Genomic DNA, 26,063 nt, shown 5'->3' on the forward strand with positions numbered 1-26,063 from the left:
CCAGCTCCGCCGCCTCCTCCAGCGACGTCACGCCCAGCTGGAAGTCCAGCACGTCCTTCGCGGCGAGCCCGCGCTCGAACCGCCCTCGGAGGCCGGTGCCGCGTCGCCCGCACGGCCGGTGCGCCGGCGCTTGCGCGTCTTCTTGTCGCCCTTCAGGTTCTCCTCGGGCTCGGCGTCCAGGCCGGCGCGCGTGCGCATGCCCAGCGGCAACCGGCCGGACGACCCCGCGGGGATGTCCAGGTCCGTGAACAGGTGGTCGGACGTCGAGTACGTCTCCACCGGGTCCGGCTTGCCCAGGTTGAGCGTGTCGCTGATCATCTTCCACCGGGGCGTCTCGTCCCAGTCCACGAACGTGACCGCGACACCCGTGCGCCCCGCGCGACCCGTGCGGCCGATGCGGTGCACGTAGGTCTTCTCGTCCTCGGGGCACTGGTAGTTGATGACGTGCGTGACGCCCTCGACGTCGATGCCGCGGGCGGCCACGTCGGTCGCCACCAGCACGTCGATCTTGCCCGAGCGGAACGCCCGCAGCGCCTGCTCGCGCGCGCCCTGACCGAGGTCGCCGTGCACGGCCGCCGCGGCGAAACCGCGTTCGACCAGCTCGTCGGCCACCTTCTGGGCGGTGCGCTTGGTGCGGGTGAAGACCATGGACAGGCCGCGCTCGCGGGACTGCAGCGCGCGGGCCAGCAGCTCCGACTTGTCCAGCGCGTGCGCGCGGTAGACGAACTGCTCGGTGCGCTCGTGGATCGCGCCGGCGTCGTTCTCCTCGGCCCGCACGTGCGTGGGCTGGTTGAGGAACGTGCGCGCCAGCGTGATGATCGGGCCGGGCATGGTCGCGGAGAACAGCATGGTCTGCCGCTCGTCGGGCACCATGCGCAGGATCCGCTCGATGTCGGGCAGGAAGCCCAGGTCGAGCATCTCGTCGGCCTCGTCCAGCACCAGCGCCCGCACCTTGCCGAGCACCAGGTGGCGCTGTTCGGCCAGGTCGAGCAGCCGGCCGGGCGTGCCGACGACCACGTCGACGCCCTTGCGCAGCGCCGCGATCTGCGGCTCGTAGGGCCGGCCGCCGTAGATGGCCAGCACGCGGACGCCCAGGTGCTTGGACGCGTCGGTCAGGTCGTGGGTGACCTGCAGGCACAGCTCACGCGTCGGCACGACGACGAGGGCCTGCGGGGTGCCGTCGCCGGGCACGGTGATCCGCTGGAGCAGCGGGATGCCGAAACCCAGCGTCTTGCCCATGCCCGTGCGGGCCTGGCCGATGACGTCGCTGCCGGCCAGGGCCAGCGGCAGGGTCAGCTCCTGGATGGCGAAGGTCCGGTGGATGCCCGCCTCGCCCAGCGCGCGCACGATCTCCTCGCGCACGCCGAGCTCGCCGAAGGTGGGCGAATCGGGCTTGACCGGTGCGTCGGCCACGAGCGGGTGCGAGGTGTCCTCGGGGGGCACCCCCGCCTCGCTGTGCTCCAAGGTCACCGGGTCGACATGGGTCTCTTCGTTCGTCGCGGTCAGGGTGATCGCCTCTCTCGTACCAGCGCGCCACGGCCTGTACGGGCCGCTCGACCGCGTCACCACCACTCGGGCCACCGCAAGGGGCCGGGCGGGTCGCGGGAGGGCCAGCGAGGTGTGTGCGCGCACCCTCTCCTGGCGGCACGGTGCCGCCGCAGTTCAGCCTTCGGCACCGCTGCGAGCCCCCATTGGGCCGCGCCGCGCCGGGCGTCGTCTGTCGAGTCTACCCGGCTGCTAGGCCGATCGGGCTGGTTCGCGTCGTCAAGTGCGGTTTCGCGTGCCTGAGGTGTAGTCAACGACACCCGACTAGGCTCCCCGTCATGAGCGACGCGGGTGTGGACCGGGCGACGGGACAGTCCGTTGCCGTGAGTGACGGTGGCCAGGTGGCCGAGGGTGTCGTCGACCTGCTCGGCGCCCTCGCGTACGGCGAGCTGTCGGCGTTCGACCGCATGGCCGAGGACGCCCGGACCGCGCCCACGCTCGCCGGGCGTGCCGCGCTGTCGCAGATGGCGGCGGCCGAGATCGGCCACTACGCGCTGCTGGACCGGTACCTGGCCGAGCGCGGGCACTCGCTGGAGGAGGCCATGCGGCCGTTCGCGGCGGGCTTCGACGCGTTCCACGCCTCGACCGCGCCGCGCTCGTGGCTGGAGTCGCTGGTCAAGGCCTACGTCGGGGACGCGCTGGCGGCCGACTTCTACCGCGAGGTCGCGGAGTGGCTGGACGAGCCGACCAAGGAGCTGGTGCTCGCGGTGCTGGCCGACACGGGCCACTCGGCGTTCGCCCAGCGCGAAGTCCGGGCCGCCTGCGAGGAGGACCCGAAGCTGCGCGACCGGCTCACGCTGTGGGGCCGCCGGCTGCTGGGTGAGGCATTGACGCAGGCCCAGTACGTGGTGGCGGAGCGGGACGGGCTCGCGGAGCTGATCGTGCGCGGCTCGGGCGACCTCGCGGGCATCGCGGCGCTGTTCCGCCGCCTCCAGCAGAGCCACACGCGCCGCATGACGGCGCTCGGGCTCGGCTAGGGTTGGTGTCCGAAAGCCATCAACGCCGCACGGAGGTCAGCGTGGAGGTCAGGGTCGGGATCGCGGACAGCCCGCGGGAGCTCGTGGTGTCCAGCGGGCTCACCCCCGAAGAGGTCGAGGCGCAGGTCGCGGACGCGCTGAAGGCGGGCACCGGGCAGCTCGTGCTGGTCGACCAGAAGGGCGCCCGCTACGTGGTGCCGGCGGCGCGCATCTCCTACGTGGAGATCGGTCCGAGCGACGCGCGCCGGGTCGGTTTCATCTCCGGCGACTGAGCGCGACCGAGCGTCCGGCCGTTCGCCGGACGGTTGAGGTAACCACGACGAGGGGCACCCGATCGGGGGCCCCTCGTCGTCTTCCGGCGGTCCTGCCGCGTCCCGGTCAGCCCACCGCGAAGGGCGGGGTCGAGGTGCCCGCGACGCGGTAGCGCCGCCAGGGGTCGGGGTCGGTCAGCGAGCCGGTGGCCGACCCGGCGGGGGTGCGCAGCAGCGCGGTCCGCGCACCCGCCTCCACCAGCTCGGTGACCTGCTCGTTCGCGCCGACCCGCCCGTACCAGTGGTAGCGGCCGTCGATGGGCTGGAAGTAGCCGCGCAGCTCCACGCTCACCGGCACCTCCCGCTGGTCGAACACCAGCACGGCCTCGCCGGTGTAGCCCTCTTCGTCGTGCTCGTGCTCCTCGGGCATCACGCCTCCTCGACGTCGACGACCCGCAGCCGCGGCCCGTCGTGCGGCAGCTCGTCAGCGGGGAAATCGGTGGTCAGCGGCGCGTCCGGGTCGAGTTCCACACCGGCGGAGCGGAGCAGGCCGTCGATGGCGTGCCAGATGATCGTGGTCAGGTAGTCGCTCAGGCTCGCCCGCGTCATCGACTGCCGGTCCAGCCACCAGTCGCCGGCGTTCTGCACCATGCCGACGAGCGCGTGCGCCCACGGCTCGGCGCCGCCGGAGTCCATGCCGAACGCGCGCAGGTAGTCGCCCAGCAGCCGGGCCAGGGCCGCCGCGATGAGCTGCTTGTCCTCGTTGACCACGTCCTGCTCGACGGGTCCGTCGGTGAACGACTTGCGCACCACGAACCGGTACAGGTTGGGGTGCTCCTCGATCACCGACAGGTAGGCGTCGACGATGCGCTTGATGCGGACGCGGATCGGGCCGTCGTCGCCGAGCGCGGGCCCCATCCGGTCCATCAGCATCTCGGTGCCGCGCCGGCCGACCGCGAGGTAGAGGTCGGACTTGTCGGCGAAGTGCCGGTACAGGACGGGCTTGCTGACGCCCGCCTCGGCGGCGATCTCGTCCATGCCGACGTCCGGGCCGTGCTGGGCGACGGCGCGGATGGTCGCCTCGACGAACTCCGCGCGCCGCGCCTCGCGGTGCCCCTTCCACCGCTCACGGCGCGCGTCGGTGCCGCCCTTGACAGTTCGAGCCATGTGAAGCACGCTACCAGAAGTAACTGTTACCTCAAGTAGCACGTATCTGCGGGGAGGGACCCGATGACGAAGGCCTTGAAGGTCGCGGATCGCGAGAAGACCGCCGAGCGTCTGCTGAACTCCTCGGCCGACAAGTTCTACGACCCCGAGGTCGACATCGACTGGTCCGCGCCGCTGGTCGACGGCCTCCGGTACACCCCGGAGCACCGGTGCTCGCTGTACGGCACCGAGCTGTGGGACCGGATGAGCCCGGACCAGCGCATCGACCTGTCCCGGCACGAGGTCGCGAGCGTGGCCAGCGTCGGCCTGTGGTTCGAGATCCTGCTGATGCAGATGCTGCTGAAGGAGGTCTACCGCTCGGACCCGACGACCAAGCACGCGCAGTACGCGCTGACCGAGGTCGCGGACGAGTGCCGGCACTCCACGATGTTCGCGCGCATGGTCGAGACGATCGGCTGCCCGCCCTACGGCCCCCGCCAGTACACCTACCAGCTGGGCAAGCTGCTCCCGGTGATCGGCTACGGGCCCGCGCTGTACGGGTCGATCCTGGTGGCCGAGGAGATCCTCGACCGGTTGCAGCGCGAGACGATGGCCGACGAGACCGTGCAGCCGCTGGTGCGCATGGTGAACCGGATCCACGTGCTCGAAGAGGCCCGGCACGTGCGGTTCGCGCGCGAAGAGGTCGTCCGCGGCATGGAGAAGCTGACCCGCAAGGAGTTGCCCTACCAGCGGTGGCTGGTCGCGACCACGTCCATGTTCATCACCCGGTCGCTGATCAACCCGGACGTCTACGCGGCCGTCGGGCTGGACAAGGAGCAGGCGCACAAGGCGGCGCTGAGCAACCCGCACTGGCAGGAGAGCATCCGCTGGTCCGGTGAGCGGATCATGAAGTTCCTCGACGAGGTCGGGCTGGTCGGCAAGCCGGGCATGCGCGCGTGGCGCCGCTCGTTCCTGCTCGGATGAGCGCCCCCGCGCGGGTCGACCCGCGGTTCGTCACGTCCGACGGCACGGCGTTGCACGTCGTGGACACCGGGCCGCCGGACGCCGGGGTGACGACCGTGCTGCTGCACGGCTGGACCTTGGACCACACGTCGTGGGACGCGGTGGCGTCGGCGCTGCCGGGGCGCGTGCTGCGGTACGACCACCGGGGCCACGGCCGGTCGGCGCCCGCGCCGGTCGGGACGGCCACCATCGAGCGGTGCGCCGACGACCTGGCCGAACTGCTCGCGGACCGCGTGCCGACCGGCCGGATCGTGCTGGTCGGGCACTCGATGGGCGGCATGACGGTCATGGCGTTGGCCGAGCAGCACCCCTCGCTGCTCGACCGCGTCGCCGGCGTCGTCCTGGTCGCCACCTCGTCGGGCGAGCTCGCCGGGTCGACGCTGGGGCTGCCGGGCCCGCTCGGCCGGGCGTTCGTGGCGGGGGAGAAGGCGCTGAACCGGCGGATCGCCCGGCTGCGGCGCGCTGAGCTGCTCAAACGACCCGGTCCTGCCCTGCCGGGACTGCGCTGGATGCTGTTCGGCAAGCGCCCGTCGTGGCGGGACGTCACGGCGACGGCCGCCATGGTCGGCCGCTGCCACCCGGTGAGCATGGTCGGGTTCCGCGGCTCGCTGGACGAGCACGACCGGCGCAAGGCGCTGGCCGTGCTGGCGGACGTGCCGACGGTCGTGCTGGCGGGCGCGGAGGACAGGTTGACGCCGCTGCGCCACGCGCGGGTGCTGGCCGACGAGCTGCCGCACGCCGAGCTGGTGATCCACCTCGGCGCGGGCCACATGCTGCCCCTCGAACGGGCGCGAGAGGTCACAGCACACATCACCGCGTTGCTGTGAGCAGGGGGTGGGGGCCGTCGTCGGGGACGGCCCCCACCGCACCCTCAGTGCTGCAGGGGGAACCCGCCGCCGATGCCCCGCCACGCGAGGTTCGAGATCAGGGCCACCGCGTCCTCCTTCGCCAGCTTCCGGTCGTCCGCCAGCCACGACCGTGCCGTGACCTGCGACAACCCGACCAGCCCCACGGCCAGCAGCCGCGCCCGGTGCTCGTCGAGCCCCGCGTCGGCGGTGATCGTGTCGGTGATGGCCTCGACGCTGTCCGTCGTCGCCCGCTCCACGGCGCGCGCCACCGCGGGCTCACCGCGCAGATCCGACTCGAACACCATCCGGAACGCCTGGCCCTCGCCGTCCACGAAGTCGTAGAACGCGGCCACGGCGGCCTTCACCCGCTGCTTGTTGTCCGTCGTGGACGCCAGCGCGCCGCGCACGCGGTTCACCAGCTCGTCCACGTGGGACTCCAGCAGCGCCATGTACAGCTCCAGCTTGCCGGGGAAGTGCTGGTAGAGGACCGGTTTGCTGACCCCGGCGCGCTCGGCGATCTCGTCCATCGCGGCGGCGTGGTAGCCGTTGGTCACGAACACGTCCTGCGCCGCGGCCAGCAGCTGGGCACGCCGAGCGGTCCGCGGGAGCCGTACACCCCGCCCCGCCGCGCCGCCGTGGTGCCCGACCGCAGTCTGGGCCGTCTCCGTCATGGTGCCTCCAGCCGACCAAATCACTTCGCGGAACCGAAGAGGGGTTGCCCCAACAGCTCGTCGGCAACCTTACTCGCTGGTAGCAGCGATCCGGGAAAGCTTCTCGTTTCGTAGGACGCCCGGGAGGCATCCTGAGGTGTGACCGAGATGCTGGAGGCCCGCCGGACCGCCATCACCCACGTGCCCCTGTCCACCGCGCCGCTACCTCCGCTGGACACAACGATCCAGCCGTGGCCTGGTGACTACGTCGAGGTCGGCGGGCACGGCGTGCACGTCCGGCGCACGCCCGGACCGGCCGGGTCGAGGGCGGTCTACGTGCACGGGCTGGGCGGTTCGTCGACGAACTGGACCGACCTGGCCGCGCAGTTGGGCGAGCACGTCGACGGTCACGCGCTGGACCTGCCGGGGTTCGGCCGGTCGGAGCCGATCGACGGCTACGACTTCCGGATGACGACCCACGCGCGGGTCGTCACCGAGTACATCGAGTCGCTCGGGCCGGAGCCGGTGCACCTGTTCGGCAACTCGATGGGCGGCGCGATCACGCTGATGGTCGCGTCCGCCCGGCCGGACCTGGTCCGCACCCTCACCCTGGTCTCACCCGCCGTGCCGGACCTGAGGCCGAGCCTGCGCCGCGTGTCGGACCGCCGGCTGCCGCTGGCGTTCCTGCCGGTCGTGGGCGCGCGGGTGCGGGAGCAACTGGCCTCGATGACCGCGCGCGAGCGCACCCACCAGATGCTGCGGCTGTGCTTCGCCGACCCCGACGCCGTGCCGGCCAACCGGATCGAGCAGAGCGAGGAGGAGTACACCGAGCGGTCCGCGCAGGCGTGGGCGGGCAACGCGCTCAACCGCAGCACGATCGAGCTGATCCGGACCTGGATCGTGCCGAGGAAGAGGTCGATGTGGCAGCTCGCGCCGCGGGTCAGCGCGCCGACGCTGGTCGTGTGGGGCACCGAGGACCGCCTGGTCAGCGTGCGCAAGGCGCCCCGGGTGGCCCGGCTGATCCCCCGCGGACGGCTGCTGGTGCTGCCGCGCACCGGGCACGTGGCGCAGATGGAGCGGCCGGTGTCGGTGGCCCGCGCCGTGCTGGGCATGTGGGAGGCCGTCGAGCGGGGCGAGTGGTGACCCGGACGTGTTGACCGGTTCAGCCGGTCGGTGGCGCACACGTCACCTGGAATCCTCCCTCCCGTCGAGGTTGTGGCACCCTGGTCGCCGTGAACCGGACGTCGCAGGGCGAGCGTGACACGGCGCCGCCCGCTGATGACCGGCCGCCGCTGACCGACGACCGCTACCGCCGCGGCACGCGCCGCACGGGCGCCGAGCCGTTGGCCGCGTCCTGGGAACCGGCAGGCCGCAAGCGCCGCAAGCGCCGCCGGGGCGTGCCCGGCATGATCGCCAACTACGGCTGGCGGATCTACGCCATCCCGGTGCTGCTCGTGCTCACCGCCCTCGTGGTGCTGGACACCGCCGCGCCCTCGACCCCGGCCGGGACGAACGCCGCCGGCACGAACGCCGACCCGTCGTCGACGTCCACGTCCTCCGGTCCGCCCGAGGTCACCGAGAAGCCGCCGGTCGACGTGGACCTGAAGAACTTCCCCACCGCCGTGCTGCCGGAGGGGCCGAAGTTCTCCGAGCAGGGCGCGGGCACGTGGGCCGTCATCCCCGGTGGCACCCAGCCCGCGGGCACCGGCGGCAGGCTGTACAAGTACTCGGTCGCGATCGAGGACGGCGTCGAGCCGGCCGACTACAACGGCGACCGCGAGGCGTTCGCCCGGACGGTCGACGGGATCCTGGCCGACCCGCGCAGCTGGATCGGCACCGGTCAGGCCTCCATGCAGCGCGTCGACAGCGGCCCGGTCGACTTCACCGTGAGCCTGACCACCACCGGCACCACGCACGCCATGTGCGGGTTCCAGATCGAGTTCGAGTCCTCCTGCTGGCACGACATCTCGAAGCGGGTCGTCATCAACACCGCCCGGTGGGTGCGCGGGGGCAAGGTCTACGGCAGCGACCTGGCCGCGTACCGGACCTACGCGATCAACCACGAGGTCGGCCACGTGCTGAAGAACCCGCACGAGGGCTGCAAGGAGAACGGCAAGGCCGCGCCGGTGATGATGCAGCAGTCGTTCGGGGTGGCCAACGACTACGTCGCCCAGCTCAACTCGGTCGACTTCACCAACCGCTACGCGGTGGAGGCCAACGGCCTGGTGTGCACGCCGAACCCGTTCCCGGTCGCGCCGTAGCAGGCACTGGGACGCTGGCGGGCGGGGCGTCCCGCCCCGTGGGACGACTTCCCATCGGGGAAGACGGACGGGCACGCTGGTGTTGTCCGTCGGTACAGGACATGTTTCGTCGAGGAGGACTCAGATGGCGCTTCCGCCGCTCGTGGAGCCCGCAGCGGAGCTGACCAAGGAAGAAGTAGCGCGCTACAGCCGCCACCTGATCATCCCGGACGTCGGGGTCGACGGGCAGAAGCGGCTGAAGAACGCGAAGGTCCTGGTGGTCGGCGCGGGTGGCCTGGGCAGCCCCGCCCTGCTCTACCTGGCCGCGGCGGGCGTCGGCACGTTGGGCGTGGTCGACTTCGACATCGTCGACGAGTCGAACCTCCAGCGGCAGGTCATCCACGGTCAGTCCGACATCGGCAAGCCGAAGGCAGAATCGGCGCGCGACTCGGTCGCCGAGATCAACCCGTTCGTGAAGGTGGTGCTGCACCAGACCCACCTGAACTCGGAGAACGTGCTCGACATCTTCCGCGACTACGACCTGATCCTGGACGGCACGGACAACTTCGCCACCCGGTACCTGGTCAACGACGCGGCCGTGCTGCTGGGCAAGCCGTACGTGTGGGGCTCGATCTTCCGGTTCGAGGGCCAGGTCAGCGTCTTCTGGGAGGAAGCGCCGAACGGCCAGGGCCTGAACTACCGCGACCTCTACCCCGAGCCGCCGCCGCCCGGCATGGTGCCGTCGTGCGCGGAGGGTGGCGTGCTGGGCGTGCTGTGCGCGTCGATCGGCTCGATCATGGTGACCGAGGCGATCAAGCTGCTGACCGGCATCGGGGACCCGCTGCTCGGCCGGCTCATGGTCTACGACGCCCTGGAGATGTCCTACCGGACCATCCGGATCCGCAAGGACCCGGAGAGCCCGAAGATCACCGAGCTGATCGACTACGACGCGTTCTGCGGTGTGGTGTCGGACGACGCCCAGCAGGCCGCGGCGGGCAACACGATCACGCCGATGGAGCTGAAGCAGAAGCAGGACAGCGGTGAGGACTTCCTGCTGGTCGACGTCCGCGACCCGCACGAGTACGAGATCGTGCGGATCCCCGGCTCGGTGCTGATCCCGAAGGACCGCATCGTGTCCGGCGAGGCGTTCGCGGAGCTGCCGCAGGACAAGCAGCTGGTGCTGCACTGCAAGTCGGGTGCCCGGTCGGCCGAGGCGCTGGCCGTGCTGCACCAGGCCGGGTTCAAGGACGCCGTGCACGTGGGCGGGGGCGTGCTCGCCTGGGCGCGCGAGGTCGACCCCTCGCTGCCGACCTACTGATCGTCGGGTCCACTCGCGCGAAGAGCGGTCTCCTCCTCCGGGAGGGGGCCGCTCTCGCCGTTCGAGCCGACCCGCACCACCGGGCAGGCCTGCGTACCGCCGGGGCTGCTGACTGCCGGGGAGGGACGCGGGTCCTGGCGTCCGATGATCGAGACGGCATCAGGCGACGGGATGGAGGCGAGGCCCCCACTCTATGAGGGGGAAGAACAGCCAGCGGCGGCGAGGGCCAGGAGCAGCGTGTCGAGCTGTCGACGGCGCGACCGAGGCCGTGGTCGAGTCGGGACGCGGCCAGGGGTGCTCGACTTGGTCGGGCTGGTCATGGGCCGCGGCTGCCGCACTGTGCACAACCCTCCGTGCTGGGCGCTCCGAGTTGCACACAGCTTGCCTTCGAATTCGACAGTCACCTAGGATGCGAATACCTATTCTCGGTTCTCGCGCAAACTGGCCCGGTCCAACTAAATGGACGGACAGGAAGTCGAGTCAGAGAAGACCCCATTCATTAAATTTGATGACGAGCCAGACTACTCCTGAGGTGCCCGTGACTCCCGTCCAGATGAGCCGGAGAACCCGGTAGGCGTCCTTGCGTCGTTCGGCATCGGGGCAGGACAGTGACACGTGCACCGAGTAAGCAAGCAGAACGCCGATGAAGAGGGCGTAACCGCCAAGGAACCAGAGCATGTCTCTCCTTCTGCCGTTGTCCCTACACCCCTACAACGGATGCTGGCTCTCAAATCTCCACGTCCTGGCCCAGTCCTCGATCGAGCAAGGGTTGACCCTGATAAAGCGAAGCCCCGCCTCCCTTTGAGGGAGGCGGGGCCTCAAGCATCTCTAGCTAACTAGCAGAGTCAGCAGAGATCAATCCAAGAGCCCGTCGTATATACAAGGGCGGAGCGCAGTAGCAACCCGATGTCGATAATGTACGTTTTCACGGTACCTCCGCAGACGGTGGATCAGCAGAAAGTTTGGATGACCGGTCACAACTCGACGGTAAGCCGAACACCCAAATGAATAGATAGTGTGTGCAATTCCCCGGTTGTCGACTTTGAGCACCTTATTCAGTTGTCTAGAATTTCCTTGACGTAGTCCTGCGCGTCAAGGTCTCCAGAATTCGCGGCGAGCCTCCACCACTTGATAGCTTCCTCGTCACGATCCAGTACTTCCAACAATTCAGCGGTCCGACGGCAGCTCCAAGCCTCTCCTTCCACTGCCCGACTCCTCCACATGTCCAGTTCGCGGAGGACCTGATCTTTTTCCCCGTCCACATAGCTGTCGATCTCGGATGGGGCCGAGGCCCGCCCGACAGCACACTGGCTGTCGGGCAGGACCTCGGGGGTAGTGGAGGAGCAATTACCGTCGATCGTATGAAACGCGGCGAACGTCCGAGACAAGATTGCGTCGACATCCGTGCCGTCGAGTATCTGGTCAAAGACTTCAACGTCCGCCGCGAGACGCTTTTCAACGTCCACGGCGCCTACTCTCCAAGTAAATAGGGTTCTCCAAAAGCATGCTGCGTAGCTTCTGTAAAGCCCTGTAAAGATCTCTGCTAACCTGCTTCGAAGAAATACCGAACAACTGCTCGATATCCCTAGGATTCAGTTTCTGCCAGTAGGTCATGAAGATTACACGGCGCAGAGGGTAGTCGAGCTGGTTGACAGCCGCATTAAGCGCGGCATCCGGTTCGGATTCGACCTGCTCGTATTGAGCCTCGGTCCGTCCGTCCTTGATTTCCTCTTCGTCAGGACCTAGTGGCTTGTTCTCCCTCGCACGCTTGTCCTTCCTGTGCAGGTCTACGCAGACGCTGTCCAGGGTTCGGTAGGCATAGGCGATTTCACGCGATTCCGTGCTATTCCAGTAACGGTAGAACTTGATCACAAATTCCTGGAATGCATCCTCGGAACGTTGCTTGTCCCCGTTATGCCACCGCAAAGCGTACCCAAAAAGTGGCTTTCCGTGTTCCCTGATGAACTTCTCGTACTCGGCGTCCATCAGTGGCCAACCACGATGCGTTCAGCCGCCCTAGAATCCCCGCCGAGAAGCACCGTCCAGATGCCGCTCGGCCAGAGACTATTGCCGTACTCGATAAGCCCGCCCGTCTTCATGGGTTCGGACCCCTTAGAGCTCAAAGGACCCCGCCGGGGAGCGGGTGGAGCCGGCAGATCGCCGAGCACCTGGCTCTTCAACGCATCCCGGGCCAAAAATCTCCATCTCTGCCACCGAGATGGCTCCGAACTGCGGTTCTACGCCACTTGATCCTCAACAAGTGATCATGAATCAGGAACCTCGGGTGGGCGCTGGCGGGGTTGTGCACTGCCGGAGGCTGGGCGCTGGCAAGGCTGCGCGCTGGCGGGGCTGGCACCACCAGGGTCGCGCGCTGCCGGGACTGCGTACTACCGGGCCTGCGCACCGCCGGACTGCGGACTGCCGGGAGCCGGGCGCTGCCGTGGCTGCGCAGACGTCCCCGCCCAGGGGACCCCTGATTCGATCCTGCCACGCGGGGCGGACGATTCGAGGTCGGCGGAGTTCTCCTGTGGACAACCCGGCGGCCTGTCGACAAGGGGACGGGGAGTGAGGAGCGTGTTCCGCGTCACGTGATCGACCCCTCGCCGTGAGACCGCACTTTTGCGGTTGGGCCGAATGCGTGGACACCACGTGTTCGACGCCTGAGGTCCACCACGAGACGGCCTCGTCCAGGTAGCGTGCCGGCCGTGACCACTCCGGAGCCGCCACCGTCGCACGTGCGGGCCGCGTTCGGCGCGCGCGACGCCGAGCCGGAGCTGATCGACGGCGGCCCCGTGTGGCGGTGCGGCGACGCGGCCATCCGGCCCGCGGGCAAGCCGGCCGAGGCCACCTGGGTCGCCAAGACCCTCGACGCGCTGGACGTCGAGAACCTGCGCATCGCCCGGCCCCTGCGCTCGACCGACGGCCGGTACGTCGTCGGCGGCTGGGCGGCCACCAAGTACCTCTCCGGCCGCGCCGAACCCCGGCACGACGAGGTCGTGGACGTCGCCGTCAAGCTCCACCGGGCGACCGCCGAGCTGCCCAAGCCCCGCTTCCTGGACGCGCGCGCCGACCTGTTCGCCACGGCCGACCGGTGCGCGTGGGACGAGGAGCAGGTCGACCTCGACCCCGACCTGGGCGGCCGGGTGTTCGAGTCGTGCGCGGGCTACCGCAAGCCCGTCGCGCTCAAGCCCCAGGTGGTGCACGGCGACCTGTTCGGCACCGTGCTGTTCGCCGGCGACGCCGCGCCGGCCATCATCGACTTCGTCGCCTACTGGCGGCCGGCGCCGTACGGCGCGGCGGTCGTCGTGGTGGACGCCCTGGCCTGGGGTGGCGCGGATCACGGTCTGATCCAGCGGTGGGCCCACCTCGACGAGTGGCCGCAGATCCTCCTGCGCGCGACCCTGTTCCGGCTCGCGGTGCACGCGCTGCACCCCCGTTCCAGCAGACAATCCCTGGTCGGGCTGGAGGCGACGGCCGCACGGGTCGTCGAACTGCTGTGACCTCACCCTCAGCGCGGAAGTGCTGAGCAGGCAAGTTCGCGTGGACGAAACAATCCGCGTTCTGCCGTTAACAGCCGCTTCTTACCGTCGGGCTCGTGACCGCCTCCGCGAGCATCGACCCGGCCGGAATCGACACCCACTGCCCGTACTGCGCGCTCCAGTGCGCGATGTCCCTCCACGACGGCCGGGTGACGCCGCGGGAGTTCCCGACCAACCGCGGCGGTCTGTGCCAGAAGGGCTGGACGTCGGCGGAGCTGCTGACCTCGCCGTCCCGGCTTACCACGCCGCTCGTCCGCCGTGACGGCGAGCTGCGGCCGGCCACGTGGGACGAGGCGCTGGACCTCGTCGCCGCCAAGCTCCGGCAGCTGCGCGAGGACCACGGACCGGACTCGGTCGGCGTGTTCGGCGGCGGCGGGCTGACCAACGAGAAGTCCTACCTGCTGGGCAAGTTCGCCCGGGTCGCGCTGGGCACCTCCCAGATCGACTACAACGGCCGGTTCTGCATGTCGAGCGCCGCCGCCGCGGGCACGAAGGCGTTCGGGCTGGACCGCGGGATGCCGTTCCCGGTCACCGACCTCGACCGCGCGGACGCGATCCTGCTGGTCGGCGGCAACCCGGCGGAGACCATGCCGCCGTTCGTGCAGCACCTGAAGAACGCCGAGCTGATCGTCATCGACCCCCGGCGCACGCCCACCGCCGAGCTCGCCACCCTGCACCTGCAGCCGGCGCCCGGCACGGACCTCGCGCTGGCGCTGGGCCTGCTGCACACCGCGGTAGCCGACGGCCACCTCGACCAGGCGTACCTGGACGAGCGCACCACCGGTTTCGACGACGCCTGGCGCATCGCCGCGACCTGGTGGCCGGAACGGGTCGAGCGGGTCACCGGCGTGCCGGTCGCGGACCAGCGGGCGGCCGTGCGGATCCTCGCGGAGGCCGCCAACGCCTACGTCCTCACCGGGCGCGGCACCGAGCAGCACGCCAGCGGCGCGGACACCGTGTCGGCGTGGATCAACCTGGCCCTGGCGCTGGGCCTGCCCGGCACGAAGGGCTCCGGCTACGGCTGTCTCACCGGCCAGGGCAACGGCCAGGGCGGTCGCGAGCACGGCCAGAAGGCCGACCAGCTCCCCGGCTACCGCAAGATCGACGACCCGGCGGCCCGCGAGCACATCATGAACGTCTGGGGCGTGGACGACCTGCCGGGCGCCGGCCGGTCGGCCTACGAGCTGCTCGACGCGCTGGGGCAGCCGGACGGCCCGAAGGCGCTGCTGGTGTTCGGCAGCAACGTCATCGTCTCCGCGCCGAGCTCGCAGCACGTCGCGGACCGGCTGGCCGCGCTGGACCTGCTGGTCGTGGCCGACCTCGTGCTGTCGGAGACCGCGGCGGTCGCGGACGTCGTGCTGCCCATCACGCAGTGGGCGGAGGAGAGCGGCACGATGACCAACCTCGAAGGCCGCATCCTGCTGCGCCAGGTGGCCGTGGCGCCGCCGGAGGGCGTGCGCAGCGACCTGGACGTGCTGCGCGGCCTCGCCACCCGCCTCGGCCAGCCCGCCGAGCGGTTCCCGACCGAGCCCGAGGTGGTGTTCGAGGAGCTGCGGCTGGCGTCGAAGGGCGGCACGGCCGACTACTCCGGCGTCACCTACGACCGCCTGCGCCAGGGCGAGGCCCTGCACTGGCCGGTGGTCGGGGAGAGCACCCCGCGCAACTTCCTCGACCGGTTCGCCCACCCGGACGGCCGGGCCAGGTTCATCCCGGTCGAGCACCGGGGTCCGGCGGAGGTGCCGGACGCCGACTACCCGCTCCAGGCCACCACCGGGCGGGTGCTGCAGCACTACCAGTCCGGCGCGCAGACCCGGCTGGTGCCCGAGCTGAACCGGGCCGAGCCCGAGGCCTACGTGGAGGTCCACCCGGACACCGCGACCAGGGCGGGCCTGGCCCACGGCGCGATGGCGGCCGTGGTGTCGCGGCGCGGCCGGACCGTGGCGCGGGTGCGCTGCGTGCCGTCCATGCGGATCGACGTGGTGTTCCTGCCCTTCCACTACGCCGGTGAGGGCCGGGCCAACCTGCTGACCAACCCGGTGCTGGACCCGACCAGCCGGATGCCCGAGTTCAAGGTGTGCGCGGTCCGATTGGAGTCGGTATGAGGAACGTTGTCATCGTGGGCTACGGCATGGCCGGTGCCCGGCTGGCCGACGAGATCCGCCGTCGCGACCCGAAGGCGGAGCGGGTCTCGGTGACCGTGCTGGGCGACGAGTCGCACCCGGCGTACAACCGGGTGCTGCTGTCCAGCGTGGTGGCGGGGTCGCTGACGCCGGAGGCGGTGCGGCTGCACGGCCCGGACTGGGCCGCCAAGCACCAGGTCGACCTGCGGCTGGGCAGCTCGGTCACCAAGATCGACCGGACCCGCCGGGTCGTGCACGTGGACGACACCGAGGTGCCCTACGACGCGCTGGTGCTGGCCACCGGCTCGCGGTCGTGGGTGCCGCCGACGCCGGGGCTGCTGGACGGCAACGGCGAGCTGGCCCCCGGCGTGGTGGCGTTCCGCTCGCTGGACGACTGCGCGCGGATCGTGGAGAAGGCGACGCCCGGCACGCCGGTGGCGGTGCTCGGCGGCGGGCTGCTCGGGCTGGAGGCCGCGCGCGGCCTGGCCGGCCGGGGCTGCCTGGTCACCGTGGTGCACCCGGTCGGGCACCTGATGGAACGGCAGCTCGACGCGGGCGCGGGCCGCGTGCTGGCCACCACGCTCAACGGGCTGGGCATCGAGTTCCGGCTCGGCGTGCTGGCCACGAAGTACTCGGCGGGCGACGGCCTGGAGCTGGACGACGGCACGCACGTGCCCGCCGACCTGGTCGTCGTCTCCGCCGGCGTGCGCGCCGAGACGGGCCTGGCCGAGCAGTCGGGCATCGACGTCGACCGGGGCGTCCTGGTGGACGACGCGCTGCGCACCAGCGACCCCAGGGTGCACGCCATCGGTGACTGCGCCCAGCACGTCGGCACGGTGTCCGGCCTGGTCCAGCCCGCGTGGGAGCAGGCCGCGGTGCTCGCGGACCGGCTCACCGGCGTCGCGCCGGCCGCCCGCTACGCCGGCACCACCGTCGTGACCAGGCTCAAGGCCCGTGACGTCGACCTGGCCGCGCTGGGTGACGTGCACGTGGGCGTCGACTCGGTGGACGACGAGGTGCTGTGCTTCCAGGACCCGGCCCGCGGCCGGTACGCCAAGCTCGTGCTGCGCGACGACAAGGTCACCGGCGCGATCGTGCTCGGCGCCCCCGACGCGGCGGCGGCCATCACCCAGCTGTTCGACCGCGGCCTGCCCGCGCCCACCGACCGGCTCGCCCTGCTGCTCGGCCGCGCGCTGCCCGCCGAGAACGAGGCCAGCCCCGCCGACCTGCCCGCGTCCGCGGTGGTGTGCCGCTGCAACACGGTCAGCAAGGGCCAGCTGGTCAGCGCGTGGCGCGCGGGCGCGACGACGTTGTCCTCGATCGCGGAGGTCACCAGGGCCAGCACCGGCTGCGGCGGCTGCAAGGACGCGGTGTGCGGCATCGTCGACTGGCTCGCGGCCTCACAGCCCCAGTCCGCGTGATGTGCGGGGGAGTTGCCGCCGACGACACCTGCACGAACGTCGGGGTAACGGACCGTTCTTACGGTTCCCGCAACGGCAAATCGGTGTCCGGGAGGATCCAATGAGCACGATGGTGGAGACCGAAGGCGTTGCGCCGCAGGCGAAGCGACGGGGTCGGTGGATCGAGCACTGGGAGCCGGAGGACCCCTCGTTCTGGGAGACCACCGGCAGGCGGGTCGCCCGCAAGAACCTGATCTTCTCCATCCTCGCGGAGAACCTCGGCTTCACGGTGTGGAGCCTGATGAGCATCGTGGTCGTGAGCCTCGGGCAGGTCGGCTTCAGCTTCAGCGTCGGCCAGACGTTCTGGCTGCTGATCGTGCCGAACCTGGTCGGCGCGGTGCTGCGGATCCCGTACACGTTCGCGGTGCCGCGGTTCGGCGGCCGGGCGTGGACGACGATCAGCGCCGGCCTGCTGCTGATCCCCACCACCATGCTGGCGATCGCGGTGACGAACACCGGCACGCCGTACTGGTTCTTCCTGCTCACGTCGGCCGCCATGGGCTTCGGCGGCGGCAACTTCTCCTCCTCCATGGCGAACATCTCGTTCTTCTACCCGGAGGGCAAGAAGGGCCTGGCGCTCGGCCTGAACGCGGCGGGCGGCAACCTCGGCGTGGCGATGGTGCAGCTCGTCGTGCCGATCGTCATCTCCCTCGGCACCGGCATCAAGCTGGCCTACGCGGCGCTGTTCTGGATGCCGTTCATCGTCGTCGCCTCGGCGTGCGCGTGGTTCCTCATGGACAGCCTCACCCAGGCCAAGCCGGACGGCACGTCCTACAAGAAGGCGATGGCGAACAAGCACACGTGGGTGATGTCGTTCCTGTACATCGGCACGTTCGGCTCGTTCATCGGGTTCTCGTTCGCGTTCCCGTCGCTGATCAAGCTGAGCTTCGTGGACTACAAGAGCTTCGTGGGCCTGGCCTTCATCGGCGCCCTCATCGGCTCGGTGAGCAGGCCGTTCGGCGGGTGGCTGGCGGACCGCTTCGGCGGCGCGCGGATCACCATGGCCACGTTCTTCGGCCTCGGCGCCGGCACCGTCGGCCTGCTGGTCAGCCTGGAGGTCCGCAGCTTCGCGCTGTTCTTCGGCTCGTTCATCGCCCTGTTCGTGCTGGCCGGCGTCGGCAACGGGTCCACCTACCGGATGATCCCGGCCATCTTCGCCACGCAGAGCGACGACGTCCGGTCGGCGAAGCGGCAGGCCGCCGCGGTGGTCGGCATCGCGGGCGCGATCGGCGCGTTCGGCGGCGTTCTGGTCAACCTGGTGTTCAAGTTCTCGCTGGAGGGCAGCAAGACGCTCGCCCCCGCCCTCACCGCGTTCCTCGTGTTCTACGGCCTGTGCGTGGTCACGACCTGGTGGTTCTACATGCGTCGACGGGTCTTCGCGCGCGTCCCCAGCCTCGCGTACGCCGGGGTGTGACGCACACAACGCCCTGAAGTGCGGCGTGAGGCTGCTTTAACGCCTGCGCAACATTCGCGACCTTGGCACGACACGGTGCCCGGTGAGCATTGACCCGGGCAGAAGGAGGGATTGGTCCCATGACGCGAACGCTCGTAGTGGTCGGTCACGGCATGGTCGGTCACCGGCTGGTGGAGGCCCTCCGCGAGAAGGACGTCACCGGTCAGTGGCGGGTCGTCGTGTTCGCCGAGGAGACCCGCCCAGCGTACGACCGGGTCGCGCTCTCGTCCTACGTGGACAGCTGGGACGCGCAGTCGCTCGCCCTCGCGCCGCACGGCGACGACTCCGTGCAGCTCAACCTGGACGACCGGGTCGTGCACATCGACCGGGCCGGCAAGTCCGTGCGCACCGCGAGCGGTCGCGTGCAGGACTACGACGCGCTGGTCCTGGCCACCGGCTCGGTGCCGTTCGTGCCGCCCGTGCCGGGCCGCGACCTGCCCGGCTGCCACGTCTACCGCACCATCGACGACCTCGACGGCATCCGCGCCACGGTCGAGTCGGCGCGCAGCGTCGGCCGGCACGCGGGCATGGTGCTCGGCGGCGGACTGCTCGGCCTGGAGGCGGCCAACGCGCTGCGCGGCATGGGCATCTCGCCGCACGTGGTCGAGCTGGGCCCGCGGCTGATGCCGCTGCAGGTGGACGAGGGTGGCGGCGGCCTGCTCAAGCGCCTGGTCGAGAAGCTGGACCTGACCGTGCACACCGGCACGTCAGCCTCCTCCATCGAGCAGGACCGCGGCCGGCTGCTGGCCAAGCTGTCCAACGGCCTCGAGCTGGACCTGGACGTGGTGGTGTTCTCCGCGGGCATCCGGCCGCGCGATGAGCTGGCCCGCCAGTTCGGCCTGACGGTCGGGGAGCGCGGCGGCATCATCGTCGACAAGGCGTGCCGCACCTCCGACCAGGACATCTACGCCATCGGTGAGTGCGCCAACCTCGACGGCATGGTCTACGGGCTCGTCGCGCCGGGCTACTCCATGGCCGAGGTCGTGGCCGACCGGCTGCTCGGCGGCGCGGCGGAGTTCCCCGGCGCGGACATGTCCACCAAGCTCAAGCTCCTCGGCGTGGACGTCGCCTCGTTCGGTGACGCGCACGCCAAGGAGGAGGGCGCGCTGGAGGTCGTCGTCAACGACGCCGTGGCCGGCACGTACGCCAAGGTCGTGGTGTCCGACGACGCGAAGACCCTGCTCGGCGGCATCCTGGTCGGTGACGCGTCCAAGTACACCGTGCTGCGGTCCCTGGTCGGCCGCGCCGTCCCGGGCGACCCGGTGGCGCTCATCGGGCCCGAGGGCGGCGTCGAGCTGACGATGCCGCACGACGCGCAGGTGTGCTCCTGCCACGCGGTCACCAAGCAGCAGATCGTGGACGTGGTCGACTCCGGCGAGGCCGTCGACGTGCCGGGCATCAAGGCCTGCACCAAGGCGGGCACCGGCTGCGGCTCGTGCGTGCCGATGCTGAAGAAGCTGCTGTCCGAGTGCGGCGTCGAGCAGTCCCGCGCGCTGTGCGAGCACTTCGACCACTCCCGCGCCGACCTGTTCGAGATCGTCCGCTCCACCGGCATCACCACGTTCAGCGAGCTGATCTCCCGGCACGGCCGCGGCGCGGGCTGCGACCTGTGCAAGCCCGCCGTCGCCTCGATCCTCGCGTCGCTGGACAACGGTCACGTGCTGGAGGGCGAGCAGGCCACCCTCCAGGACACCAACGACCGCTTCCTGGCCAACATGCAGCGCAACGGCACCTACTCGGTCGTGCCGCGCATCCCCGGCGGCGAGATCACGCCGGAGAAGCTGATCGTCATCGGTGAGGTCGCCCGCGACTTCGGCCTCTACACCAAGATCACCGGCGGGCAGCGGATCGACCTGTTCGGCGCGACCGTCGACCAGCTGCCGGTGATCTGGAAGCGCCTGGTGGACGCCGGGTTCGAGTCCGGGCACGCCTACGGCAAGGCGCTGCGCACGGTGAAGTCGTGCGTCGGCACCACCTGGTGCCGGTACGGCGTGCAGGACTCGGTGTCGCTGGCCATCGAGCTGGAGCTGCGCTACCGCGGCCTGCGGTCGCCGCACAAGCTCAAGTCGGCCGTGTCCGGGTGCGCCCGCGAGTGCGCCGAGGCCCGGGGCAAGGACTTCGGCATCATCGCCACCGAGAAGGGCTGGAACCTCTACGTCGGCGGCAACGGCGGCTTCACGCCCCGCCACGCCGACCTGATCGCGTCCGACGTGGACACCGAGACCCTGATCAAGCTGATCGACCGGTTCCTGATGTTCTACATCCGCACCGCGGACCGGTTGCAGCGCACCTCGACCTGGATCGAGTCGCTGGAAGGCGGCCTCGACCACCTGCGCGCGGTCATCGTGGACGACAGCCTCGGCATCTGCGCCGACCTGGAGGCCGCCATGGCCAAGCACGTGGACAACTACGCCGACGAGTGGCGCGGCGTGCTGGAGGACCCGGAGAAGCTGGCCAGGTTCACCTCGTTCGTCAACGCGCCCGGCACGCCCGACCCGACGATCGCGTTCCGCGAGGAGCGCGGCCAGAAGGTGCCGGTCCCGCTGGGCGTGCCCGCTTTCGGCGAGCCGGAGAAGCAGGAGGTTTCGCGATGACCCCCGTGTGCGAGTTGAGCGCCCTCGAACCCGACCGCGGCGTGGCGGCCCTGCTGCCCGACGGTTCCCAGGTGGCGTTGTTCCTGACCTCGTCGGGGACGGTGCACGCGCTGGGCAACATCGACCCGTTCAGCGGCGCGGCGGTGCTGTCGCGCGGCATCGTGGGCGACCGCGGCGGTGTGCCGGTGGTCGTGTCGCCGGTCTACAAGCAGGCGTTCGAGCTCGCCACCGGCAAGTGCCTGGACGACCCCTCGACCGGGGTGCCGGTGCACCCCGTGGTCGTGGCCGACGGCGTCATCCAGGTCGGGTCACCGTGAACGCCGCCCCGCTGGCCGGGTACACGGTCGGTGTGACCGCCGCCCGGCGGGCCGACGAACTCGGTGCCCTGTTGGAGCGCAAGGGCGCGACCGTGCTGCACGGTCCCGCCATCCGGATCGTGCCGCTGCCCGACGACGCGGAGCTGCTGGCCGCGACCAGGGCGGTGGTGGAGGAACCGGTGGACGTCGCCGTGGCGACCACCGGCATCGGCTTCCGCGGCTGGATCGAGGCCGCCGAGGGCTGGGGGTTGGGCGCGCGCCTGCTGTCCCGGTTGTCCGGGGCGCGGGTGCTGGCCAGGGGGCCGAAGGCGCGGGGCGCGGTGCGTGCCGCCGGGTTGGTGGAGGCGTGGTCGCCGGAGGGGGAGAGCAACGCCGAGTTGCTGGACCACCTGATGCGGTCCGGTGTGTCCGGTCAGCGCATCGCCGTGCAGCTGCACGGCGACACGCTGCCGGAGTTCACGTCGACCTTGCGCGAGGCCGGTGCCACGGTCGTCGAGGTCCCCGTCTACCGCTGGACCGGCCCGTCCGACCCCGCGCCTTTGGAGCGCCTGCTGGAGGCCGTGCTGGCCGGTCAGGTGGATGCGCTGACGTTCACCAGCGCCCCCGCCGCGGCGTCCGTGCTGCGGACCGCGGGCGCGATGGGCAAGCTGACCGAGCTGACCGAGCTGCTGCGCCGGGACGTGCTGGTGGTGGGCGTCGGCGCGATCACCGCCGGACCGCTGGTCGCGGCCGGCGTCCCGGTCGTGCAGCCCGCGCGGGCCCGGATCGGCGCGCTGGCCCGCGAGCTGACCCTCGAACTGCCCGCCAGGGCGACCCGCCTGCGGATCGCCGCCCGTGACGTCGAGCTGCGCGGCCAGGCCGTCGTGGTGGACGGCGAGCTGCGACCCGTGCCGCCCGCGCCGATGGCCGTGCTGCGCGTGCTGGCCGCCGCCCGCGGCCGGGTGGTGTCCCGCCGAGACCTGCTCGCCGCGCTGCCCAGCGGCGGCGAGGAGCACGCCGTGGAGACCGCGATCGGCCGCCTGCGCTCGGCGCTGGGCGAGCCGCGCATGGTCACCACCGTCGTCAAGCGCGGTTACCGCCTGGCCATGGACCCCGCCGGAGTCGCCGTATGACCCTCGTCCTCGTCGCGCACGGCACCCGCGACCCCGCCGGCGCCGTCGTCGTCGAACAGATCGCGTCCCTCGTCCGCGCCCGGCTGGGCGGTGTGCCCGTGCGGGTCGCCTACGCCGACGTGCGGCAGCCGGACGTCACGACCGTGCTGTCGTCCGTCACCGGACCGGCCGTCGTCGTCCCCGCCTTCCTCGCCGCGGGCTACCACGTCCGGGTGGACATCCCGGCGCAGGTCGAGGCGTCCGGGCACCCCGACGTGGCGATCACCGACCCGATCGGCCCGGCCCTGGTGCCGGCGCTGCTCGCGCGCCTGGCCGAAGCCGGGTGGACGCCGGGCGACTCGGTCGTCCTGGCCGCCGCGGGCTCGTCGGACCCGAGGGCGCTGGCCGACGTCCGGGCCGTCGCCACCGCGCTGTCGCACCGGGTCGGCCCGGTGACCATCGGCTACGCCGCCACCGCCGAACCCCGCATCGGTGACGTGGTGGCCGCCGCGTCGGGCCGCGTCGCCGTCGCGTCGTGGCTGCTGGCGCCGGGCCTGTTCCACCGCGTGGTGGCGGAGTCGGGCGCGGCGGTCGTGGCGGACCCCATCGGCGCCCACCTGAGGGTCGTGGAAGCGGTCCTGCTGCGCTACTACGAAGCGCGCTGCTTCCAGGACGTCGCCTGAAGGTAAACCGGTACCGCGATCCGCGCCCCGGGCGCGATGATCCCGGACGTGCTGGCGAAGTCGCTGTCGGAACTGCTCCAGAACGCGGTCGAGCGGCTGCCGTTCCGGATGATCACGCTGCTGCGCGTGCTGGTGGGCGCGGCGGGCGCGCTGCTGCTGGTCGCGGCGACGCTGCACTACGGGTGGCCGCCGCTGGCCCTGGGCTGCGCGCCGGTGCTGCTGTGGGTGCTCACGGCGACGACCCGTGGCATCGCGGCGGTGCCCGGTCCCGTGTACTGGGTGGCCTGCGCGATCACCACGGCGTTCCTGGTGCCCGTGCTGGCCGGTTTCGACAACGGGCAGGACGTGCCGCTGCAACGCGGTTACGTCATCGGCATCTCGGTGTCCGTGCTGCTGCTGATGGGCCTGGCCCGGTTGCTGGAGCTGGAGGACCGCCGGGCGCGGCTGCGGGTCTGGCACCGGGACGTCCACCTGCCCGCGTGGCAGGCGGCGGGCGACCCCGGCGGTGGCGCGCGGTCGTGGCGGGAGCTGCCCGAGGACGTGGTCTCCTCGCACCCGCTGGGCGAGGTGCGGCTGGTGCTGCTCAAGCTGGTCGCCGCCACGGCGCTGCTGGCCGCGGCGGACGGGTCCGAGCACAGCTCCCTGACGGTGCTGACCGCGTTGGCGGCCCTGCTGTGGCGGGAGAGGGCGACGGCGCTGATCGCGGGCGGGGGCGCGCTGCTCACCGCGGCGTGGGGGTTCGAGCTGTCCCTCGACTGGCTCCTCACGGCGGGGAGCGGTCTGCTGGCGGCCTGGCAGTGGTGGGAGGCGTCCCGGCTGCCGCTGTGGCCGAGGGCGCTGTACCGGCGGTTCCGGCGCGAGGGCTACGCGCGCGTGCCCGCGTTCCGGGTGGACGCCGACGCGTCGGTGGAGCTGATCGAGCCGGACGTCTCCGCCCGCCGGAATAGTTGAGGCTTCAACTAGGTTGACGTGGCCGAGACCGCCGAACCCGGGTGGTCACCCCTCCGAGGAGGCAGTCATGCCCGCCGTCACCGCCGACACCCTCACCCTGCCGCGACTGCCCGTGCTGCCCGAGGCCGCGACCGCGTGGCGCCCGGTGCGGCGCGTGGTGCGGGCGCAGCGGTTCCTCGAAGGCGAGGGCTTCCAGGTCCGCCGCCCGTTCCCGGGCGTCGACCTCGTCGACGCGGACCCGTTCCTGCTGCTGGACCACATGGGCGCGGTCGAGTACGGCCCCGGTGAGGCCAAGGGTGCGCCCTGGCACCCGCACCGCGGCTTCGAGACCGTCACCTACATGATCGACGGCGCGTTCGAGCACCGGGACTCCACCGGTGGTGGCGGCGTCATCACCAACGGCGGCACGCAGTGGATGACCGCGGGCTCCGGGGTGCTGCACTCCGAGCTGCCGTCGCAGGAGCTGGTGTCCAGGGGCGGGCTGTTCCACGGCGTGCAGCTGTGGGTCAACCTGCCGAGGGCCGCCAAGTGGTCCCCGCCCCGCTACCAGGACATCAACGCGGCCGACACCGTGCTGCTGTCCAGCGACGACGGCGGCGCGCTGGTCCGCGTGATCGCGGGCGACGTGGCGGGCCACCGCGGCCCCGGCCGGACGCACACGCCGATCACCTATCTGCACGCCACGATCAGCCCGCACGCCCACCTGACCCTGCCGTGGCCGGAGGACTTCACCGCGATGGTGTACGTGCTGTCCGGTCGCGGCACGGTCGGCGCGGACCGCCGCCCGCTCGACGAGGGGCAGCTCGCCGCCTTCGGCAACGGCGCCGCGCTGACCCTGGAGGCCGACACGACGTGGGACGTCCTGGTCCTGGGCGGACTCCCGCTGCGCGAGCCGGTCGCGCGCTACGGCCCGTTCGTGATGAACACGCGGGCCGAGATCCTGCAAGCCATCGAGGACTTCCAAGCCGGGCGACTGGGCGTCACGCACGTCCCGCACGTCACCGCGGCGGACGAGGAGCTGTCATGACCGATGTCCTGGAACTGCTGCGCAAGGGCCGCATGTTCCGCGCGGCGGGCGACCCGAGCGGCGCCGCCCGCTACCTGGCCGAGGCCGCCGAGCACGCGCCGCACGACCGGACCGTGCTGACCGAGCTGGCGCTGGCGCACTTCCAGTCGGCCTCGCTGGGCAAGGCGGAAGGCGTGCTCAAGGCCCTGGTGGACCTCGACCCGTCGGACGGCTACACCCGCCTGCTGCTCGGCCGCACGCTCAGCCGGCAGAGCAGGCACGCCGAGGCGCTGCCTCAGCTGCGCCTGGCCGCCGCGCTGACCCGCGACCCCGAGGTCGAGACCGAGGTGGCCAGGGTGCGGGCCCGGGTCGCGGACGCCGTCACCACAGGCCCGGAGGCTCCTCCGCCTTCTCCTTGACCGCGTCCTCCCAGCGGTACGTGCGCAGGTCGACCTTGCCCCCGTCGACCACCACGCCCTCCTCGCGCAGGCGTTGCAGCTGCTCGTCCGCGATGTGGGGCGCGCACGTGCCGTTGGCGCGCAGCACCCGGTGCCACGGCAGGTCGTGCCCGTCCTGGTTGAGCACCTGCCCGACCAGGCGGGGCGACGGCGCGCGGGCGACGTCGGCGACGTCGCCGTAAGTCGCCACCCGCCCGCGGGGAATCCTCCGCACCACCGCGCGAACCATCTCGTGCAACTCTTCGTCCACCACGACAGTGTTCCACCGCACCACTTGCCCGATGACCACCGACGCGAGGTCGCGTCGTGGGGGGGGCGGGGGCATTAAACGGGGGGTCCGATTGATAAGGCGGGGGATTGGGCGCGGAGCGGGGGGGGAGCCCGGGGCCCCCC

General features: G+C 71.2%; 25 protein-coding genes and 1 pseudogene. 18 read left to right on the forward strand and 8 right to left on the reverse strand.

Translation table 11 applies throughout. From position 1 onward, the window contains the following. Nucleotides 1-117 precede the first annotated feature (117 nt). Nucleotides 118-1,470 (reverse strand): annotated as a pseudogene (locus AB0G02_RS08915) (DEAD/DEAH box helicase); the annotation flags it as partial. Nucleotides 1,471-1,823: 353 nt separating this feature from the next. On the opposite strand from AB0G02_RS08915, the gene AB0G02_RS08920 reads away from it, so the two are divergent. Together AB0G02_RS08920 and AB0G02_RS08925 are read left to right on the forward strand one after the other, a co-directional pair. Further along, entirely contained in the window at nt 1,824-2,522 is a 699-nt protein-coding gene (locus AB0G02_RS08920; RefSeq protein ID WP_360791548.1) for a ferritin-like fold-containing protein, read from the forward strand. A gap of 41 nt (nt 2,523-2,563) precedes the next feature. Then, entirely contained in the window at nt 2,564-2,794 is a 231-nt protein-coding gene (locus tag AB0G02_RS08925) for a DUF3107 domain-containing protein (protein ID WP_360791551.1), read from the forward strand. Nucleotides 2,795-2,900: 106 nt separating this feature from the next. Here the strand turns inward: AB0G02_RS08925 and AB0G02_RS08930 are convergent, their stop codons facing one another. Beyond that, nucleotides 2,901-3,203, reverse strand: a complete 303-nt coding sequence (locus AB0G02_RS08930; protein WP_360791554.1) for a DUF4873 domain-containing protein — start codon at nt 3,201-3,203, stop codon at nt 2,901-2,903. Further along, nucleotides 3,203-3,940: a TetR/AcrR family transcriptional regulator gene (locus AB0G02_RS08935; RefSeq protein ID WP_360791557.1), complete on the reverse strand. Its 738-nt coding sequence runs from the start codon at nt 3,938-3,940 to the stop codon at nt 3,203-3,205. The genes AB0G02_RS08930 and AB0G02_RS08935 overlap by 1 nt, the downstream gene beginning before the upstream one ends. 63 nt (nt 3,941-4,003) lie before the next feature. Here AB0G02_RS08935 and AB0G02_RS08940 point away from each other — a divergent pair, with 63 nt between their 5' ends. Next, nucleotides 4,004-4,903: a diiron oxygenase gene (locus AB0G02_RS08940; RefSeq protein ID WP_360791560.1), complete on the forward strand. Its 900-nt coding sequence runs from the start codon at nt 4,004-4,006 to the stop codon at nt 4,901-4,903. Next, nucleotides 4,900-5,769 (forward strand): alpha/beta hydrolase, encoded by an 870-nt coding sequence (locus AB0G02_RS08945; protein WP_360791562.1) that lies wholly within the window; start codon nt 4,900-4,902, stop codon nt 5,767-5,769. The genes AB0G02_RS08940 and AB0G02_RS08945 overlap by 4 nt, the downstream gene beginning before the upstream one ends. Before the next feature lie 44 nt (nt 5,770-5,813). Here the strand turns inward: AB0G02_RS08945 and AB0G02_RS08950 are convergent, their stop codons facing one another. After that, nucleotides 5,814-6,461, reverse strand: a complete 648-nt coding sequence (locus tag AB0G02_RS08950) for a TetR/AcrR family transcriptional regulator (protein WP_360791564.1) — start codon at nt 6,459-6,461, stop codon at nt 5,814-5,816. 147 nt (nt 6,462-6,608) lie between these two features. On the opposite strand from AB0G02_RS08950, the gene AB0G02_RS08955 reads away from it, so the two are divergent. From AB0G02_RS08955 to moeZ, 3 genes are all read left to right on the forward strand, one after another. Beyond that, on the forward strand, nt 6,609-7,583 hold the full coding sequence (locus tag AB0G02_RS08955; RefSeq protein WP_360791612.1) for an alpha/beta hydrolase: 975 nt from the start codon (nt 6,609-6,611) through the stop codon (nt 7,581-7,583). A gap of 89 nt (nt 7,584-7,672) precedes the next feature. Then, nucleotides 7,673-8,701: a DUF3152 domain-containing protein gene (locus tag AB0G02_RS08960; RefSeq protein ID WP_360791567.1), complete on the forward strand. Its 1,029-nt coding sequence runs from the start codon at nt 7,673-7,675 to the stop codon at nt 8,699-8,701. A 124-nt stretch (nt 8,702-8,825) separates the two neighbouring features. Next, entirely contained in the window at nt 8,826-9,998 is a 1,173-nt protein-coding gene (moeZ, locus tag AB0G02_RS08965) for an adenylyltransferase/sulfurtransferase MoeZ (RefSeq protein ID WP_360791570.1), read from the forward strand. Between the two features lie 480 nt (nt 9,999-10,478). Here moeZ and AB0G02_RS08970 read toward each other — a convergent pair whose 3' ends face one another. From AB0G02_RS08970 to AB0G02_RS08980, 3 genes are all read right to left on the reverse strand, one after another. Beyond that, the gene (locus AB0G02_RS08970; protein WP_360791573.1) at nt 10,479-10,676 is read right to left on the reverse strand and encodes a hypothetical protein; all 198 of its coding nucleotides are present in this window, start codon (nt 10,674-10,676) and stop codon (nt 10,479-10,481) included. Between the two features lie 377 nt (nt 10,677-11,053). Then, a complete protein-coding gene (locus AB0G02_RS08975; protein WP_360791576.1) occupies nt 11,054-11,464 on the reverse strand; it encodes a hypothetical protein in 411 nt (136 codons plus the stop codon). After that, the gene (locus AB0G02_RS08980; protein WP_360791579.1) at nt 11,454-11,984 is read right to left on the reverse strand and encodes a sigma-70 family RNA polymerase sigma factor; all 531 of its coding nucleotides are present in this window, start codon (nt 11,982-11,984) and stop codon (nt 11,454-11,456) included. The genes AB0G02_RS08975 and AB0G02_RS08980 overlap by 11 nt, the downstream gene beginning before the upstream one ends. Before the next feature lie 719 nt (nt 11,985-12,703). Between AB0G02_RS08980 and AB0G02_RS08985 the strand changes: the two genes are divergently transcribed. From AB0G02_RS08985 to AB0G02_RS09035, 11 genes are all read left to right on the forward strand, one after another. After that, nucleotides 12,704-13,498: a TIGR02569 family protein gene (locus tag AB0G02_RS08985; protein ID WP_360791582.1), complete on the forward strand. Its 795-nt coding sequence runs from the start codon at nt 12,704-12,706 to the stop codon at nt 13,496-13,498. Nucleotides 13,499-13,665: 167 nt separating this feature from the next. Next, entirely contained in the window at nt 13,666-15,639 is a 1,974-nt protein-coding gene (locus tag AB0G02_RS08990) for a molybdopterin-dependent oxidoreductase (protein WP_360791615.1), read from the forward strand. Beyond that, nucleotides 15,636-17,078, forward strand: coding sequence for an FAD-dependent oxidoreductase (locus tag AB0G02_RS08995; RefSeq protein WP_360791585.1), 1,443 nt, complete (start codon nt 15,636-15,638; stop codon nt 17,076-17,078). The genes AB0G02_RS08990 and AB0G02_RS08995 overlap by 4 nt, the downstream gene beginning before the upstream one ends. Before the next feature lie 100 nt (nt 17,079-17,178). Continuing rightward, on the forward strand, nt 17,179-18,531 hold the full coding sequence (locus AB0G02_RS09000) for a nitrate/nitrite transporter (protein WP_360791588.1): 1,353 nt from the start codon (nt 17,179-17,181) through the stop codon (nt 18,529-18,531). A gap of 119 nt (nt 18,532-18,650) precedes the next feature. Then, nucleotides 18,651-21,164, forward strand: a complete 2,514-nt coding sequence (gene nirB, locus AB0G02_RS09005) for a nitrite reductase large subunit NirB (RefSeq protein ID WP_360791591.1) — start codon at nt 18,651-18,653, stop codon at nt 21,162-21,164. Further along, nucleotides 21,161-21,481, forward strand: a complete 321-nt coding sequence (gene nirD, locus AB0G02_RS09010; RefSeq protein WP_360791594.1) for a nitrite reductase small subunit NirD — start codon at nt 21,161-21,163, stop codon at nt 21,479-21,481. The genes nirB and nirD overlap by 4 nt, the downstream gene beginning before the upstream one ends. Continuing rightward, nucleotides 21,478-22,593 (forward strand): uroporphyrinogen-III synthase, encoded by a 1,116-nt coding sequence (locus tag AB0G02_RS09015; RefSeq protein ID WP_360791596.1) that lies wholly within the window; start codon nt 21,478-21,480, stop codon nt 22,591-22,593. The genes nirD and AB0G02_RS09015 overlap by 4 nt, the downstream gene beginning before the upstream one ends. Further along, a complete protein-coding gene (locus tag AB0G02_RS09020) occupies nt 22,590-23,255 on the forward strand; it encodes a sirohydrochlorin chelatase (protein WP_360791599.1) in 666 nt (221 codons plus the stop codon). The genes AB0G02_RS09015 and AB0G02_RS09020 overlap by 4 nt, the downstream gene beginning before the upstream one ends. 36 nt (nt 23,256-23,291) lie before the next feature. Then, on the forward strand, nt 23,292-24,206 hold the full coding sequence (locus AB0G02_RS09025) for a hypothetical protein (RefSeq protein ID WP_360791602.1): 915 nt from the start codon (nt 23,292-23,294) through the stop codon (nt 24,204-24,206). A 67-nt stretch (nt 24,207-24,273) separates the two neighbouring features. Then, complete coding sequence (locus AB0G02_RS09030) at nt 24,274-25,233, forward strand: pirin family protein (RefSeq protein ID WP_360791604.1); 960 nt, start codon at nt 24,274-24,276, stop codon at nt 25,231-25,233. After that, nucleotides 25,230-25,631 (forward strand): tetratricopeptide repeat protein, encoded by a 402-nt coding sequence (locus tag AB0G02_RS09035; protein WP_360791606.1) that lies wholly within the window; start codon nt 25,230-25,232, stop codon nt 25,629-25,631. The genes AB0G02_RS09030 and AB0G02_RS09035 overlap by 4 nt, the downstream gene beginning before the upstream one ends. Here AB0G02_RS09035 and AB0G02_RS09040 read toward each other — a convergent pair. Further along, nucleotides 25,594-25,920 carry an MGMT family protein gene (locus AB0G02_RS09040; RefSeq protein WP_360791609.1) on the reverse strand — a complete coding sequence of 109 codons (327 nt, stop codon included), beginning with the start codon at nt 25,918-25,920 and terminating at the stop codon, nt 25,594-25,596. The genes AB0G02_RS09035 and AB0G02_RS09040 overlap by 38 nt on opposite strands. Nucleotides 25,921-26,063: the final 143 nt, after the last annotated feature.

The sequence above is a fragment of the Actinosynnema sp. NPDC023658 genome, from assembly GCF_040639995.1.
In the GTDB taxonomy this organism is placed as follows: domain Bacteria; phylum Actinomycetota; class Actinomycetes; order Mycobacteriales; family Pseudonocardiaceae; genus Actinosynnema.

Excerpts from the sequence above, each read along its gene's own strand:
- AB0G02_RS08920 (WP_360791548.1), top strand. The coding sequence starts at position 1,824 with ATGAGCGACGCGGGTGTGGACCGGGCGACGGGACAGTCCGTTGCCGTG.
- AB0G02_RS09030 (WP_360791604.1), top strand. The coding sequence starts at position 24,274 with ATGCCCGCCGTCACCGCCGACACCCTCACCCTGCCGCGACTGCCCGTG.
- AB0G02_RS08950 (WP_360791564.1), bottom strand. The coding sequence starts at position 6,461 with ATGACGGAGACGGCCCAGACTGCGGTCGGGCACCACGGCGGCGCGGCG.
- nirD (WP_360791594.1), top strand. The coding sequence starts at position 21,161 with ATGACCCCCGTGTGCGAGTTGAGCGCCCTCGAACCCGACCGCGGCGTG.
- AB0G02_RS09020 (WP_360791599.1), top strand. The coding sequence starts at position 22,590 with ATGACCCTCGTCCTCGTCGCGCACGGCACCCGCGACCCCGCCGGCGCC.
- AB0G02_RS08980 (WP_360791579.1), bottom strand. The coding sequence starts at position 11,984 with ATGGACGCCGAGTACGAGAAGTTCATCAGGGAACACGGAAAGCCACTT.
- moeZ (WP_360791570.1), top strand. The coding sequence starts at position 8,826 with ATGGCGCTTCCGCCGCTCGTGGAGCCCGCAGCGGAGCTGACCAAGGAA.
- AB0G02_RS09035 (WP_360791606.1), top strand. The coding sequence starts at position 25,230 with ATGACCGATGTCCTGGAACTGCTGCGCAAGGGCCGCATGTTCCGCGCG.
- AB0G02_RS09000 (WP_360791588.1), top strand. The coding sequence starts at position 17,179 with ATGAGCACGATGGTGGAGACCGAAGGCGTTGCGCCGCAGGCGAAGCGA.
- nirB (WP_360791591.1), top strand. The coding sequence starts at position 18,651 with ATGACGCGAACGCTCGTAGTGGTCGGTCACGGCATGGTCGGTCACCGG.
- AB0G02_RS09025 (WP_360791602.1), top strand. The coding sequence starts at position 23,292 with ATGATCCCGGACGTGCTGGCGAAGTCGCTGTCGGAACTGCTCCAGAAC.
- AB0G02_RS08970 (WP_360791573.1), bottom strand. The coding sequence starts at position 10,676 with ATGCTCTGGTTCCTTGGCGGTTACGCCCTCTTCATCGGCGTTCTGCTT.
- AB0G02_RS08935 (WP_360791557.1), bottom strand. The coding sequence starts at position 3,940 with ATGGCTCGAACTGTCAAGGGCGGCACCGACGCGCGCCGTGAGCGGTGG.
- AB0G02_RS08990 (WP_360791615.1), top strand. The coding sequence starts at position 13,666 with ATGTCCCTCCACGACGGCCGGGTGACGCCGCGGGAGTTCCCGACCAAC.
- AB0G02_RS08940 (WP_360791560.1), top strand. The coding sequence starts at position 4,004 with ATGACGAAGGCCTTGAAGGTCGCGGATCGCGAGAAGACCGCCGAGCGT.
- AB0G02_RS08955 (WP_360791612.1), top strand. The coding sequence starts at position 6,609 with ATGCTGGAGGCCCGCCGGACCGCCATCACCCACGTGCCCCTGTCCACC.
- AB0G02_RS08945 (WP_360791562.1), top strand. The coding sequence starts at position 4,900 with ATGAGCGCCCCCGCGCGGGTCGACCCGCGGTTCGTCACGTCCGACGGC.
- AB0G02_RS08930 (WP_360791554.1), bottom strand. The coding sequence starts at position 3,203 with ATGCCCGAGGAGCACGAGCACGACGAAGAGGGCTACACCGGCGAGGCC.
- AB0G02_RS08995 (WP_360791585.1), top strand. The coding sequence starts at position 15,636 with ATGAGGAACGTTGTCATCGTGGGCTACGGCATGGCCGGTGCCCGGCTG.